The sequence below is a fragment of the Hymenobacter cheonanensis genome, assembly GCF_030581075.1.
Classification (GTDB): Bacteria; Bacteroidota; Bacteroidia; order Cytophagales; family Hymenobacteraceae; genus Hymenobacter.
This window is the reverse complement of the sequence record NZ_JAUQSW010000021.1, coordinates 16093-31265: the sequence shown is the minus strand read 5'-3', so window position 1 is coordinate 31265 and position 15173 is coordinate 16093. Positions and strand designations below refer to the sequence as shown.

Here is a 15173-nt window from a genome sequence, read left to right as displayed (position 1 = left end):
TGGTAGTTCAGTTGGTTAGAATGCCGCCCTGTCACGGCGGAGGTCGCGGGTTCGAGTCCCGTCCAGACCGCAACCGTTTAAAAAGGCCCTTTCTGTTCGCAGAAAGGGCCTTTTTGCTTGTGGAGCCGGCGGGCGAAGTTGATTTTTCGAGGTGCGGGGCGTATAATGTCGTTGAATACTTTCGCCGTGGGCCGGCCCAGGCGCTGCACCCACGCGCGCCCGGTCAGGCTGCCGCTTTCCAGCCTCGGCCGCCAGCCATCGTGCGGCAAGAGATACCGAAGACGCCAACCATTATCCAAGCTTGGCTACGCTTCTCGCGGCGCGGTAGTCCCGCCCCTACCGTCTAGCCAGAAGCGGTATTGGTCTAAAAGTATCCGCCAGAGACAGATTATATCCGTGCCCGGGCGGGGCGGCGGGCTAGGTTTGTTGTGCTGGCTACTCACTGCCAGGGCAACCAGCCGGCACTTAGCCCTCCTTTCAAATGCGCACACCCCGCTCTTCTTTCGCCGCCAGCCTGCTGGCCGCTCTGCTACTAATTACCTCTTGCCAGAAAGACGAGACTACGGCCACGCCCGTTGCCACTACGGCCACGGTTAGCGCCCTGTCGTGCGGCACGGCCATGTTTTCGGCGGCGGCCGTGAGCGGCGCCGCCTACTCGGGCACGGCCACCGTGCCCTACACCGGCGGCAACGGCGGCACCTACGCGGCGGGCGGCGCCATTGCCTCTACGGGCGTGGCGGGCCTCACGGCCACCCTGCAAACGGGCACCCTGGCTAGCGGGGCCGGCAATTTGGCCTTTGTGGTCAGCGGCACGCCGGCCGCTACGGGCACGGCCACCTTTGCGCTCAGCTTTGGGGGGCAGGCGTGCAGCTTTGCCCTGCCGGTGGGCGCCACGGCCTCGGCCACCGACTGCTCGTCGGCCACCGGGCTGGCGCGGGTGGTGTGCCTGGCCGAGGCTTTCAAGGCCACGCTCACGGCCGCGCAGGTGGCTACGGTGCAGCTGGCTTACTCGAAAGCCGACGCCGTGAAGTGGTCGAACCTGCCGCAGGCCCTGACCCAGACCAAACGCGTGGGCATCAACTTCGGCGCGCTCAGCAGCACCCAACTAGCAGCGGCCAAAGCCCTGCTTACGGCGGTGCTGGCGCAGGGCGTCACCAACGAGGGCTATGATGAAATGGAAGGCAACCTGGCGGCCGACGACTACCTGGCGGCCAACGGCGGGGGCTCGACCTACGGGGCGGGCAACTACTACCTGGCCTTTTTGGGCACGCCGAGCACCACGGGCCTGTGGGAATTGCAGTTTGGCGGCCACCACTACACCTTTGCCAATACCTACAGCGGCGGCAAGATTACGGGCGTCACGCCCTCGTTCCGGGCCGTGGAGCCGATGGCCGCCGTCACGGTTAATGGCCGCACCTACCAGCCGGTAGAGCAAGAGCGCCAGGCCTTTGCCGCCCTGCTAGGCGGCCTCAGCACCGCCGAGCAGGCCACGGCCAAGCTCTCGGGCACCTTCACCGACATCTTGCTGGGCCCCGGTGTGGACGGGCAGTTCCCCACCACCAAGCAGGGCCTGAAAGCGGGCACCCTCAGCACGGATAAGCAGGCCCTGGTGCTCAGCGCCATCAAGCTGTATGTCAACGACCTGGATAGCCAAACGGCCGCTACTGTGCTCGCCACCTACACCGCCGACCTGGCCGATACCTACGTGGCCTACTCGGGCACGGGCACGATGAGCCAGCAAAACGACTACGTGCGCCTCGATGGCCCGCACCTCTGGCTGGAATACTCAGCGCAGGGCGGCATCGTGATTAAGGGCACCCCGCACCCGCACTCGGTATGGCGCGACCGCACCGGCGACTACGGCGGCAATTAATTAAGCATTAAGTAGCTTACGGCGGCGCACGTTGCGCGCCGCCGCCGGCCGCCGCTCGCCGGGCCGGCCTTTTTCTCTAGCTTGCCCCATGAAATCTCACTTCCTTTTGTACGCGGCCGCGCTGCTGGCTTTGCCCGCCGTGTTCGGGCTGCAAAATCAGTGGCAGATACCCGCGCTGGCCGCCCAGGTGCCGGCGGCCCCCACGCCGCCCGCCCCGGCCTGCGCCACGGCCCAGGGGCTAGCCCGGGTGGTGTGCCGGGCCGAGGCCTTGAAGGCCACGCTCACGCCTGGCCAGGTGGCGCTGGTGCAGCTCCCCTATTCCAAGGCCGATGCCGCCAAGTGGTCGAACTTTCCGCAGCGCTTTAGCCGCCCCCAGCGGGTGGGCCTGAGCCTGGGCGCGCTCAGCGCCCCCCAGCTGGCGGCGGCCAAGGCGCTGCTGGCCGCCGTGCTGGCCCCCGGCATGCCCAACGAGGGCTACGACGAGCTGGAAGGTGGCCTGGCGGCCGATGACTACCTGGGCACGGCCACCAAGCAAACCGACACCTTTGGGCGCGGCAACTACTACCTGGCTTTGCTGGGCACGCCCAGCCTCACGGGGCGCTGGGAGCTGCAATACGGCGGCCATCACTTTGCCCTGGCCAATACCTACGCCGGCGGCAAGGTAGCGGGCGTCACGCCCGCCTTCCGGGGCGTGGAGCCCATGACGGCCGTCGCGGCCCACGGCCGCACCTACGCGCCCATGGCCCAGGAGCAGCAGGCCTTTGCGGCGCTGCTAGGCAGCCTGAGCAGCAGCCAGGCTGCCACGGCCCGGCTAGGCACTGCTTTTCACGATGTGGTGCTGGGGCCGGGCCAGGATGGGCAGTTTCCGGCCGCCCGGCAGGGGCTGCGCGTGGGCAGCCTCAGCGCGGCCCAGCAGCAGCTGGTGCTGCGGGCGCTGCGGCTGTACGTCAATGACTTGGAGCCCGCTACGGCGGCGCCCATACTCGCCGCCTACACCGCCCAGCTGGCCGATACCTACCTGGCCTTCGTGGGCAGCGGCACCATGCGCCAGGCCAGCGACTACGTGCGCCTCGATGGCCCGCGCCTCTGGCTGGAATACTCGGCGCAGGCTAGTCGTGATTTTCCGGGCACCGTGCACCCGCACTCGGTGTGGCGCGACCGCACTAGCGATTACGGCGGGCGGTAGCTTAACTTGTTTTGTAGCATGAATTTATCGTTTGTTCGGCGGGGCTGGCTGGGGTTGGGGCTGGCTGTTTTGCTGCTTGCCCTGCGCGCGCCTCTGGCGGCGGCGCACCCCATGCCGGTGTCGGTGGTGCTGCTCACCATTCAGGGCCAGCACATTGAGGCCGAGGTGCAGATTCCGCTCAATGAGTTGCAGGCGGCCTTTGGGCACGCTGTCGACGACTCGTCGGCCCACCTGGTGGCGCGGCTAGGGCCTGCGCTACGTACCTACCTGGCCCAGCACACCCGGCCCCAGAGCCCCGATGGGCGCCCGTGGGCCGTGGCCGTGGGGGCGCTGGCGGTGCACGAAACCCGGAACCCCATCAACGGCACCTACCGCGAGCTGACGGCGCAGCTGCGGCTGACGCCCCCGCCCGGGGAAGACGTGCGGCAGTTCACCTTCGTCTACGATGCGGTTATCCACCAAGTCGTTACCCATAAAATACTGGTGGCCGTGCGCCAGGACTGGGCCCGCGGCCAGGTGGCCGATACCACCCAGGCGCGGGTGGGCATTATTGCGCTCGATGTGCGCAACAACGTGGTGCCGCCGCTGGCCATAAATCTGGCGGCGGGCAGCGCCTGGACCGGCTTTGGGGCGATGGTGCAGCTCGGCATCCGGCACATTGCCGAGGGCACCGACCACCTACTGTTTTTGCTGGTGCTGCTGCTGCCGGCGCCGCTGCTAGTGAGCGGCCGGCGCTGGGGCCGCTTTGGCGGGGTGCGCTACAGCCTGCGCCGGCTGCTCTTGATTGTCACGGCCTTTACCCTGGGCCACTCGCTCACCTTGCTGCTAGGGGCGCTGGGCTGGGTAAGGCTGCCGGGCCAGCCCGTCGAGATTTTAATTGCAGTATCCATCCTGGTGTCGACGGCCCACGCGGTGCGGCCGCTGTTTCCGGGCCGCGAGGCGTGGGTGGCGGCGGGCTTCGGGCTGGTGCACGGGCTGGCCTTCGCCGGCACGCTGGCCAACCTGCACCTCGAAGCCGGGCCCATGGCCCTGAGCATTCTGGGCTTCAACCTAGGCATCGAGCTGATGCAGCTTTTCGTGATTGGCCTCACCATTCCGTGGCTGCTGCTGCTGGCCCGCACGCCGGCCTACCGCCTGGTGCGGGTGGCGGGGGCCGGGCTGGCCGCCGTGGCCGCCACGGCCTGGGTAGTAGAGCGCGCCACCAGCCAGCGCAACGGGCTGGGCCTGGGCGCCGAGCAGGTAGCCGCCTACGCGCCGGTGGCCCTGGCGCTGCTGGCCGGGCTGGCACTGGCCCTCGCCTGGCGGTACCGGCCGGCCCGTGGGGTTTCGGCGCCGCAGCAGCGCTGCTAAGGCTGCATGCCGGCGCCTTAAGAGTCCCTACCCTAGCCCAAAAAAGGGCAGCTACCTACCGGCAGCTGCCCTTTTTTTGCAGGAGCAAGCGGGGCTAGCCCCGCGCCTACTTGCTCGATACTTCGAGGCCCCAGTTGCGGCCTTTCTCCACGGCGGGCACGCCTTTGTCGAGCCACACCGGGGCGGGGGCGCCCTTGAGGTAATGGTCGAAAAACTGCAATTCACGCACCGAGATATCCTTGCGGTTTTCGCGCTTCACGAGGTTGTGGGCCTCACCGTTGTACTGGAGCAGCCACACGGGCTTGCCCAGGCGGCGCAGGTCGGTAAACATCTCGATGCCCTGGTACCACGGCACGGCGCCATCGGCGTCGTTGGACATGATGACGACCGGGGTCTGCACCTTGGGCAGCGAGAACAAAGGCGAGTTGCGGATGTACACCTCGGGCTTTTCCCAGAGCGTGCCGCCGATGCGGCTCTGGGTGCGCTCGTACTGAAACTGCCGGCTCATGCCCGATTCCCAGCGGATGCCGCCGTAGGCCGAGGTCATGTTCACGACCGGCGCGCCGGCCCAGGCCGCGGCGTACATGTTGGTCTGGGTGATGAGGTAGGCCACCTGGTAGCCGCCCCAGCTCTGGCCCTGCAGGCCAATGTGCGCGCCATCGACCCAGCTGTTTTTCTTCAGCGCCTCCACACCCGAGTTGATAAACTCGACCGCCGACGGCCCGGGCTCGCCGATGGTGTAGCTGATGTCGGGCGTGAACACGAGGTAGCCGTTGCTGGCAAACAGCGCAATGTCGAGCCGCGAGGGCGTGGGCGCGGGCGCCGTGTACTTATACAGGCCATCCGACAGCTTCTCGTAGAAGTACACCACCATCGGGTACTGCTTGCTAGGGTCAAAGTTCTCGGGCTTGTAGAGCACGCCGGTAGCCGCGTAGCCCTTGGGCGTGGTCCAGTGCGTAAGCTCGGCCGTAAACCAGTTGTAGTCCTTCTGCTGTGGATTGATGGCGCTGAGCTGGGTTTCGTGCACCAGGTCGCGGCTCGCGTAGAGGTCGGCCGGGTGGGTTACGCTGGACTTAGTGTAGACGAACACCGGCGCATTCTTGGCCTGCATCAGGGCCGAGTAGCTGGCGGGCGCCACCACGGCTGGCTGCGGCGCCTTGGCGCTAGCCACGTTTTTGTGGTAGTAGCCCCACTGCTTGGTGGTTTCGTTCTGGGTCAGCAGCCACAGCTCGCTCTTGGGCTCGATGAATTTCTGCTTTTCCACCGGCATCCGGTAGCGCATTATCAGCTTGTTGGCCCGGCCCACGCCATTGGTGAAGTTGGTAGCCACGCCGGTTTGGGGGTTGATTTTCCAGATGTCGTAGCGGTCAAAAATCAGCACCGCCTCGTCGTCCTTGGTCCAGGCGGCCACGCCGTAGGGCTGGGCGTCGTCGGGCGAGTCGTTTTCTTCGTCGGCCATCGCCACGCCGGTTTTGGCGGTCAGGTTGGTAGTTTGGTGGCTAGCCACCGAAAATGAATACCAGTTTTTGGTGGCGTAGTCGTACCACACCACAAACCTGCCCTGCGGCGAGAGCTGAAACTGGCTCTTGGCCGCCTGCGGGTTGATGGCCACCCGCGCCCCGGTGCGGGTCGATACCAGATACGCCTGCTTGCGGGTGCTGCCCTCCCACTGCATGGCCACGCGCTTGGCCGTGTCGGTCACGGCCAGAATGTACTCGGCGTTGTTGCGCTCGGCCAGGTACGAGTCGCGCAGGTACTCATCCTCCAGCTGCAAAAACTTGTTGCCTTGCTTCGGATACACCACCGCTAAGTAGTTGCGCTGCAAGTCCTTCTTGAGGTTCTTGAGCTGCATGGGTTGCAGGTAGTCGTCCTTGTAGTTCCAGATGTCGAGCTTGGCGTGCTCAAACTCCACCAGGGTCGTGTCCTGCGGAATGGGGTCGGGCGCGGTGCCAAAAAACAGCTTCTCGCCGTTTTCGCTGAACACCACCTTGCCAAACCCGCTCGGCGACCAGCCGGGCTTCAGCACGCTAGCCCCCGGCGCCAGCACCAGCCGGGCGCTGTCAGCCTTAAAATCAGCGTAGTACAGGCTAAAGGGCTTCACCAGCGCCTTCTCGGGGTGTTTTTCGGCGGTGAAAGCCAGCTGCTGGCCCGCATCGTCGAAGGCCAGGTTTTTATACACGCCCTTGCCACCGCTCAGCTGGCGCAAGCTGTTGCTAGCCAGGTCGTACACAAAGAGGCCCGACTTGATAGTCTTGCTGCCCCTGGGCGCCGCCACCGCAAAGGCCACCTTGTTGCCGGGCTTGCTAACCTGGAAATCGGTTACGGCCTCAAACGTGCGTACCTGGCCCGTCGGCAGGCTGATAACGGTGAGCAGCGCGCCCTCTTTCTTGGTTTCGAGCAGCCGGTCGGTGATTTTCTTTACCGTGTCCACGGGCGCCTTCTTGAGCGAGTCCTTCACGGCGGGCTTCACGCCCAGGAAGGCTAGCACGGGCGCCTTTTCGGCCACCTGAAACGACTTGACGTTGGCGTACTTGGTGAGCTTGCCGGTGTCCACGTTGTAGATGCCGATGGAATCCTTGGGCATCTGCTCGGGCTTTTTCTTTTTGATGCGCGCCTGACGCACATCCTGGTAGCGGGGCTTGATGGCGAACACCGCAAACCGCGAATCGGCCGTGAACAGCGCCGAATCGCCGCGGCTCACCTGCCGCAGCGGGCGGCCGGCCGTCGTTTTGAGGTACAGCGTACCGTCGCCCTGCTGGGGCTTCACCTGGAATAGCACGTACTTGCCATTATCGCTTATTCTCTGATTGGCAACGCTTTGCCACTGGTCATAAACGGTATGGTCGAGCGGTTTTTTAGGCGCCTGCTGGGCTAGCGCCGGGCTAGCCGCCAGCCCGGCAAAGAGAATTAAATATTTGGGCATAAATACAGGATATTCACAGCACAAGCTGCTAATTTCAGAATGCAAGAAAAGTGCACCTCGCCCCAAAGGCGAATAGTGGCGGCTAAAGGCTGCGCAGTAGCCCGGCCCGCAAGCCGGCACCCTGCTAAAATAACCCGGCTAGCCTCGCCCTACCAAGCAATGCGCCCCCACCCTGGCCGCTACGCCGGGTAAACCGGGGGCGCCGCGAAGTAGTGCCACGCGGCTTGTAGCAGCGCTACGCTGCCCCAGGCCACCAGCCCAACTGCCACCAGCAGCCCTAGCAACACCAAGGCTACCAGGCCTTTGCCGCTGCCCGCGTGCCGCCCCTCGGCGTAGTGGCGGCGCAGCAGGGCCACGTTGCGCTCGTTGCTTTTATAAGTAAAGTCGAACACGTTGCCTAGCAGCGGAATGCCGCCTACTACGGTATCAATCAAGATATTAAGGGCCATGCGCACCACCACGGCCCCGCTTGCGCCGTGGCGCAGCATCGTGAGCAACAGGGCGATGGATACTACCGTAGTCGACACGTCGCCCACAATGGGCAGCAGCCCCAGCAGCGGGTCGAGGCCAAAGCGAAACCGGGTGCCAGGCAGCCTAAACTGGCTATCCATGAGGTGGGCAATGCGCTCGACCCAGCGCAGGCGCTCGTCGGCGTCGAAGGTGGCGGGCACAGGAGCGCGGTCGAGTTGGGGCATGGCGGCAAAGTGGCTAGGGGTTGCTATACGCCGCCGGGGGCCGGGCGGCCACGGCTGCACGGCCGGGTACCGCCAAATTTTTAGCGGTGGCCCTGCCTTCCCAGGGCGGGTGCTGGGTAGGCAGGGCCACCAGTACCCTAACCCCGGGTTACCGGGCCAGTATTCAAGCGTCGCGCCGCACAGTGCAGGCTGATTAGCAGCTCATTGTCTATGGCGCGCCTTTTGTTTAACTCCCTTTTTTCAGCAATAAAAAGGAGGTGCCCGGACGCTTGGGCGCGGGCCACCGGGCCTGCCCAACGCCCCGCACTACTGTGACGAGAAAAAAAAGTTGCGTATTTTTTCGCAATAGGACGAAAAAAAGGAAGCTCAACCGCAAAACGTGTCCTAATTTTAGCACATGAACTATCCCACCCCCGCTCTTCAACCGCTGCCCGTTTCTTCGCTCGCTACCGAACAAAGCCGTCAGCGCCTGGCAGCCGCCATTATTGCCACCACTGCCGGCATCGCCTACGCTACCGAACCCTATCAGCAACAGCTGCTTGACCGCTATGCCCGCGGCCGACTTACCCTCGACGAAGTTGTATATTCCCTGGAAGCAGCTGCCTTATTTCGGGCCAACGCCCGCTAGCCAACTGCCTCTGCGCCAGCTTTTCTAGCCGGCGGTCCTGGCCCGCTGCCGCTGCCAGGGCTTGCGCCCTGGCACCCCAGACACGCAAACAAGCTGCGGCCTTGGCACCTGCGCCAGCTTTTGCTAGCGCTACCCTCGTGTATCTTTCTTTGCCCCTGCCCCGGTGCGCCCCGCCTGCTTCAGGCCGGCAGCACTGAGGCAGGGGCACTGTATTAAAAGTCCGGCCCCTAGCGGGCGGCGATGCTGCGGGAGGCGAGGCTGGCAACGCCAGCGCCCGGCCTTTACTTATTGCTTAACTTAATTGAAAGTACTGGATATACGCAACGCATTCGTAGTTAGTACATTATATACTATATTAACGGTCAGCAAAAAAAATAAATGTAGGCGATTAGTACAATTGGTTCTTGCCATTATACATTCGCTGCCTCATGACAAACTTCTCCAAACCACCGTTGGGCTTTTTAGCACGTGCCACCAGTACTGCCTGGCAAGACCAACTTCGTACCAGCGTGCGCTTGTATCTGAGCCTCAACGCGAACCCCGCCATTGAAGCCGAGCTTGAAATACTACTGCGCCGCAGTGAGGAGGAGCTGCTCGATTACTTGCTGGCGGGTGAGCCGCCTACGCCGGACGAGCGCCAGCGGGCCCAGGAGTTTCTGGACAGGGCGCAGCACCAACTGCTGAGCTCGCCCACCGATATGCAGCAGCTGCTGGCCGAGCTATCGGCCGAAGGCAGCCTGGCGCCGGCCGGGCTGCGCAGCCGGGTTGCGGCGAGCAGCCAGGAGGCAACGGGCTGATAGCGGCCCGATTAATGGCCAGCGGCCGCCGTGGGGCTAGCCCCACGGCGGCGAAAAGGGCGTGCAACGTGCAACCTGCGCAAAATTATTTTGTTGACTACCGCACGCGAAGTATTGGCGGCGCCCGCCAGGGGCGGCCGATACTTCGCTTTCCTTTTTCCCCTCCTCTTGTTTATGGCCCTGAACCCCGAACCCGACGCGCCGGCCCACCACGACGATTCGCGGCGCACGTTTCTCAAACAGTCGTCGCTGCTTACGGCGCTAGCCCTGGTGCCGGCGCCGGTGGTAACTGCCGCGGCCGAAGGCTTTGATGAGCGCGTGGCCGCCGCCTTCGAAAAAATTCCGCTTAGCCTGAAAGTCAATGGTATAAAGCACAAGGTTTCGGTGGAGCCGCGCGCTACGCTGCTCGATTTTCTGCGCGAGCAGCTGCACCTCACGGGCACCAAAAAAGGCTGCGACTACGGCCAGTGCGGCGCCTGCACGGTGCACGTGGATGGCCAGCGCGTGAATAGCTGCCTAAGCTTTGCCGTGATGCACGACGGGCAGGAAATCACGACCATTGAGGGGCTAGCCGAGGGCGACAAGCTGCACCCCATGCAGGAAGCGTTTGTGAAGCACGACGGCTTTCAGTGCGGCTACTGCACGCCGGGCCAGATTATGAGCGCCGTGGCCTGCGTGCGCGAGGGCCACGCCGGCTCGGAGGGCGAAATCCGGGAGTATATGAGCGGCAATATCTGCCGCTGCGGCGCCTACGCCAACATTGTGGCGGCTATTCAGGACGTTAAAGGCGGAGGGCAGAAGGTATGAACCAGTTCCAGTACGTGCGGGCCACTAAGCCCCAGGCCGCTATCGACGTAGTCGCTAAAGACCCCACCGCCAAGTTTATCGCCGGTGGCACCAACCTCGTCGATTTGATGAAGCGCGGCGTGATGACGCCCCAGAAGCTGGTGGACATCAACCGCTTACCGCTCAATAAAATAGAGAGCCAGAACAATGCGCTGCGCATCGGCGCGCTGGCCCTGAACTCGGCCGTGGCCAACGATGCGCAGGTGCGCGCCCGGCAGCCACTGCTAGCCCTGGCCCTGAACGCCGGGGCCTCGCCGCAGCTGCGCAACATGGCCACGGTGGGCGGCAACATGCTGCAGCGCACCCGCTGCGTCTATTTCTACGACCTGGCCATGCCCTGCAACAAGCGCGAGCCCGGCACCGGCTGCGCCGCGCTGGAGGGCATCAACCGGATGCACGCCATTTTTGGGGCTAGCGATAAATGCATTGCGGTGCACCCTAGCGACATGAGCGTGGCCCTGGTGGCCCTCGATGCCACGGTGCTCGTCAGCGGGCCCAAGGGCGACCGGCGGCTAGCCTTCGGTGACTTTCACCGCCTGCCCGGCGATGCGCCGGAGAAGGATTCCAACCTGGAAGCTGGTGAGCTGATAATGGCCGTCGAGATTCCTGACAATGCTTTCAGCAAGCACGTGCACTACCAGAAGGTGCGCGAGCGGGCCAGCTACGCCTTCGCCCTGGTGAGCGCCGCGGTGGCCCTGGACATTGAGAATAATACGATTAAGGCCGCCCGGCTGGCCCTCGGCGGCGTGGCCCACAAGCCCTGGCGCCTCCCGGCCGCCGAGCAAGTGCTGGTGGGCCAGCCCGCTACCGAAGCCAGCTTCCGGCGCGCCGCCGAGGTGGCCATGCAGGGCGCCAAGGCTCTCAAACACAACGCCTACAAGCTCAAGCTAGCCCCTAATGCGCTGGTGCAGGCTCTTAAAACAGCCAGCGCGGCTTAACTCCAAAGAACGTCATGCAGCGCGCAGCGAAGCATCTCGCTCGCTTCGTTGGGTTTTAGCAACCCTAGCGACTGCACGCGAGATGCTTCGCTGCGCGCTGCATGACGTTCTTTTTTAGCTTATTAACGATATGAACACGCAAGAAAAGCACATCGGGGGCTCGATGAGCCGGGTGGATGGCCACCTCAAAGTGACGGGCGGCGCCCGCTACTCGGCCGAGTATGAGCTGCCGGGCATGACCTACGGCGTGCTCGTGGGCAGCACCGTGGCCAAGGGCCGCATCACGAGCCTCGACACCAGGGCGGCCGAGCGGGCGCCGGGCGTGCTGGCCGTGCTCACGCACCTCAACGCGCCCAAGGTGCCGGGCTTCAAGCCTACCGGCAAGGACCCGTCGCAGCCCCAGACTGAGGGCGGGCCGCTGAAGGTATTTAATGATGAGAAGATTCGCTTTAGCGACCAGCCGATTGCCCTCGTCGTGGCCGATACCTTCGAGCGGGCCCGTCACGCGGCTAGGCTCGTAAAGGCGCAGTACGCCAAGGAAGCGCACCAAACCAGCCTGGCAGCCGGCGCGGCGCAGGCGTTTTTGCCGACTTCGGCCCGGAAAAACCCGAAGTCGCCGATGGCCGACTACCAGCGCGGACAGGCCGATGCCTACAAAACGGCTAGCCTCAAAATCGAGCAGGAGTACGTGATTCCCAATGAGATGCACAGCCCGATGGAGATGCAGTCCATCACGGCGCACTGGGAGGCGCCCGACCGGCTGACGCTGTACGACAAGACGCAGGGCACGATGGGCACGCGCCGCGACTTTGCTAAGGAGTGGAATCTGCCCGAGGAGAATGTGAAGGTGATTGCCACCTTCGTGGGCGGGGCATTTGGCAACGCGCTGCACAGCTGGCCGCACGAGTCGGCCGCCGTGATGGGCGCCAAACTAGTGAACCGCCCGCTGAAGCTGATGCTGACGCGCGAGCAGATGTTCACGCTGGTGGGCTACCGGCCCTACACCTGGCAAAAAATTGGGATGAGCGCCACGCCCGACGGTAAAATCACGGCCATCAGCCACGATTCTATTGGCCAGACGTCTAGCTACGAGGAGTTTACCGAATCGACGCTGGCCCAGACGCGCATGATGTACCAATCGCCCAACCTGACGACGCGCTACCGCATCGCGGCCCTCGACGTGAGCACGCCCATTTGGATGCGCGGCCCCGGCGAGGCCACCGGCGCGTTTGCCCTGGAGTCGGCCATGGACGAGATGGCCTACCTGCTCAAGCTCGACCCGCTGGAGTTTCGCCTGCGCAACTACACCGACCAAGACCCCGAGCGCAACCGCCCCTGGAGCACGAAATTTCTCAAGGAGTGCTACCAGCTCGGCGCCGACCGCATCGGCTGGAAAAACCGCCGGCTGGAGCCCGGCGCCGTGCGCGAGGGCGACTGGCTGCTGGGCTACGGCATGGGCGTGGGCACCTTCGGCGCGCACCGCGGCGCGGCCCACGTGAGCGCCCAGTTGCTGCCTAGCGGCCACGTGCTGCTGCAATGCGCCACCACCGACATCGGCCCCGGCACCGGCACAGCCATGACCCAGATTGCGGCCGATACCCTGGGCATCGACCCTAGCCGCATCACGTTTGAGCTGGGCAACTCGGGCTTCCCGCAGGCGGGCTCGCAGGGCGGCTCCTCCACGGTGAACACCGTGGGCCAGGCCGTGCAGGATGCTTGCCTGGCCCTCAAAGACAAGCTGCGCGAGCTGGCGGGGCCTAGCCAGCCGGCTTTTGCGGCGGCGAAGAAAGAAGATGTGCAGCTGGCCGACGGCTACCTGACCTTAGCCAGCGCGGGGGCTAGCCGCGTGAAATACGCCGACTTGGTGAAGCAGCCGGGCGCGGCCTTTGTCAACGTGGAGTCGAAGCCGACCGGCACCGATGGCCAGCAGTACTCGATGTACTCGTTTTCGGTGCATTTTGCCCAGGTGGCGGTGCACGCGCTCACCGGCGAGGTGCGGGTACGCAAGCTCGTGTCGTGCGCCGACGCGGGCACGATTATCAACCAGAAAACCTCCGCCAACCAGATGAAAGGCGGCGCCGTGGGCGGCATCGGCATGGCCCTGATGGAGGACGCCACCCCCGACCACCGCTACGGCCGCTACGTAACCCCGGACTTTGCCAACTACCACGTGCCCGTGCAGGCCGATGCGCCGGCCGTGGACGTGTTCTTCGTGAACCAGCCCGACTACCACGTGAATGCGCTGGGCACCAAAGGCATCGGCGAAATCGCGACTATCGGCGTGGCCCCGGCCATTGCCAATGCCGTATTTAATGCCACCGGCAAGCGCGTGCGCGAGCTGCCCATCACGCCCGACAAGCTGGTGTGAGGCTAGCGGGGATTGCCTGAGAGAAAGCCGGAACGGTCGTCAGCTTGGCGGTGGTTCCGGCTTTTTTTGGTGTAGGGGCGCATCTTTGCGTCTGCGCGGGCGGCGGGCGGCAAGCTGAACAACAACGCGACGCAAGGATGCGCCGCCACCTCGCCCGCCCTAGCCCAGCGCGAGCGCCTGGCCCGGGCGGCGCAACCCTTGCCGTTGTTTTGCCGAACAGGCGGTATTCTTGCCGGCCCCTTGTGGGCCGCGCGCCCTTTTTATAGCTGCATGACTTTTCGTATCCGCGCTCTTTCCTGCGCCTTGCTGACCCTGCTAGGGTCGGCGGCCTACGCCCAGGTCGTTACCCCCGACTCGCCCCTGCCCCGGCTGCTGGCCGAGCGCAAGGTGCTCACCCGCCAGTATGCCGAGGCCAATGCCCAGCGCCACGGCCTGCTCGGCCTCAGCAACAAGCCGAGTAAGAAGGACTTGCAAGACGTGGTAGACGCCCTGCAAGGCATCGTGGACAAGGACGAGCAGATAGTGGCGGCCCTCAACCAAACCACCCAGCAGGCCCAAACTGCTGCCGCCCAGCTCCAAACCACGGCCACTACCCTGCAGAATACCGGCCGCGACGACCGCAACCTCACCGCCCAGCGCCTGAGCGAGCTGCAAGCCACCGAGCAAAACCTGCAGGAACGCCTGCGCCAGGCCGCCGCTCGCCAGCAATCGATGGAAGCCGACCTGCACGACGCCCAGCAGGGCCGCACCCTGCGCGACGGCCTGGTGGTGGCCCTGGCGCTGGCCTGCGCAGGATTGTTTTTCTGGCGCCGGCGGCGCTAGGGGTGGTTTAAGCCAGCGCCGGCCTAAACCACCTAGCCGGCGGCCAGCCAGGCACTAGCCGCGCCCTCATCTACGAAGCGGGCAAACTGCAGAGGGCCGCTAGGGGACGAGTTGGGGGGCAGGCTTGCCAGGTAATCGGGCAGCACCAGAAAACACACGCGCAGTGGCTGGCCCAGCGCCTGCTGCATTTCGGGCAGAAACCGACTCGTGACCCACTCGGGGCCATTGGCACTGCGCGTGGTGCGGCGGCGCGCATCTACGAGCCAGTGGCCGCAGGCATAGTGCAGGGCCGCGCGGCGCAGGGCCGAGTAGCCTTCATGCAACTCGGCCTCCGACACCGAGCGCAGCCAGCGGCCGGTGAGCTGCCCCAGGTCGGGGCGGTAGGCGACGTGCAGGCAAACCGTCGAGAACTGGTCGGGCAACATGGCTAGGGGCTGAGTTGCCGCAAATTTACAACCCCCTCTGCCCCGGCGGCGCCCGTACTCTGGAGAGCTAATGAGGGAAGCATAAGCAGCTAGCAACCCAATTGCCGGTAAAGCAAAGCCTCGCCCACCAGCAGGGCTTTCTCACGCTTACTCCTCAGATAAGCCGCCTCGCGCTATCTTGGCCGGCATGAAATATCTGCTGCTAGCTTGCGGCCTCTTAGCGAGCGTTTCCCTAATACATGCGCAAACCAGCCCTACCCCTGCAGTTAGCCCAATTGCGAGCGTGCGATATTGCTTACTGCTAGTTACGCAGAAGCCTTTT

Annotated in this window: 12 protein-coding genes; 9 read left to right on the top strand and 3 right to left on the bottom strand. The window is 64.5% G+C overall.

Annotated elements, in window-relative coordinates; all coding sequences use genetic code 11:
* The first annotated feature begins 481 nt into the window (after window positions 1-481).
* From Q5H89_RS23090 to Q5H89_RS23080, 3 genes are all read left to right on the top strand, one after another.
* Complete coding sequence (locus Q5H89_RS23090) at window positions 482-1873, top strand: DUF3500 domain-containing protein (RefSeq protein ID WP_305021707.1); 1392 nt, start codon at window positions 482-484, stop codon at window positions 1871-1873.
* Window positions 1874-1961: 88 nt separating this feature from the next.
* Window positions 1962-3059, top strand: a complete 1098-nt coding sequence (locus tag Q5H89_RS23085; RefSeq protein WP_305021706.1) for a DUF3500 domain-containing protein — start codon at window positions 1962-1964, stop codon at window positions 3057-3059.
* Between the two features lie 18 nt (window positions 3060-3077).
* Window positions 3078-4409: a HupE/UreJ family protein gene (locus Q5H89_RS23080; RefSeq protein WP_305021705.1), complete on the top strand. Its 1332-nt coding sequence runs from the start codon at window positions 3078-3080 to the stop codon at window positions 4407-4409.
* 106 nt (window positions 4410-4515) lie between these two features.
* Here Q5H89_RS23080 and Q5H89_RS23075 read toward each other — a convergent pair whose 3' ends face one another.
* Together Q5H89_RS23075 and Q5H89_RS23070 are read right to left on the bottom strand one after the other, a co-directional pair.
* Window positions 4516-7332, bottom strand: a complete 2817-nt coding sequence (locus tag Q5H89_RS23075) for a S9 family peptidase (RefSeq protein ID WP_305021704.1) — start codon at window positions 7330-7332, stop codon at window positions 4516-4518.
* A gap of 179 nt (window positions 7333-7511) precedes the next feature.
* A complete protein-coding gene (locus tag Q5H89_RS23070; RefSeq protein WP_305021703.1) occupies window positions 7512-8027 on the bottom strand; it encodes a DUF4112 domain-containing protein in 516 nt (171 codons plus the stop codon).
* 397 nt (window positions 8028-8424) lie between these two features.
* Between Q5H89_RS23070 and Q5H89_RS23065 the strand changes: the two genes are divergently transcribed.
* From Q5H89_RS23065 to Q5H89_RS23040, 6 genes are all read left to right on the top strand, one after another.
* Window positions 8425-8655, top strand: a complete 231-nt coding sequence (locus Q5H89_RS23065) for a hypothetical protein (protein WP_305021702.1) — start codon at window positions 8425-8427, stop codon at window positions 8653-8655.
* Between the two features lie 428 nt (window positions 8656-9083).
* On the top strand, window positions 9084-9452 hold the full coding sequence (locus Q5H89_RS23060; RefSeq protein ID WP_305021701.1) for a hypothetical protein: 369 nt from the start codon (window positions 9084-9086) through the stop codon (window positions 9450-9452).
* Between the two features lie 174 nt (window positions 9453-9626).
* Window positions 9627-10259 (top strand): (2Fe-2S)-binding protein, encoded by a 633-nt coding sequence (locus Q5H89_RS23055; RefSeq protein WP_305021700.1) that lies wholly within the window; start codon window positions 9627-9629, stop codon window positions 10257-10259.
* On the top strand, window positions 10256-11236 hold the full coding sequence (locus Q5H89_RS23050) for an FAD binding domain-containing protein (RefSeq protein WP_305021699.1): 981 nt from the start codon (window positions 10256-10258) through the stop codon (window positions 11234-11236). Before Q5H89_RS23055 ends, Q5H89_RS23050 begins: the two co-directional genes overlap by 4 nt.
* Before the next feature lie 130 nt (window positions 11237-11366).
* Window positions 11367-13604: a xanthine dehydrogenase family protein molybdopterin-binding subunit gene (locus Q5H89_RS23045; protein ID WP_305021698.1), complete on the top strand. Its 2238-nt coding sequence runs from the start codon at window positions 11367-11369 to the stop codon at window positions 13602-13604.
* Window positions 13605-13874: 270 nt separating this feature from the next.
* Window positions 13875-14426 (top strand): hypothetical protein, encoded by a 552-nt coding sequence (locus Q5H89_RS23040; RefSeq protein ID WP_305021697.1) that lies wholly within the window; start codon window positions 13875-13877, stop codon window positions 14424-14426.
* Between the two features lie 32 nt (window positions 14427-14458).
* Here the strand turns inward: Q5H89_RS23040 and Q5H89_RS23035 are convergent, their stop codons facing one another.
* A complete protein-coding gene (locus Q5H89_RS23035) occupies window positions 14459-14851 on the bottom strand; it encodes a hypothetical protein (protein WP_305021696.1) in 393 nt (130 codons plus the stop codon).
* Window positions 14852-15173: the final 322 nt, after the last annotated feature.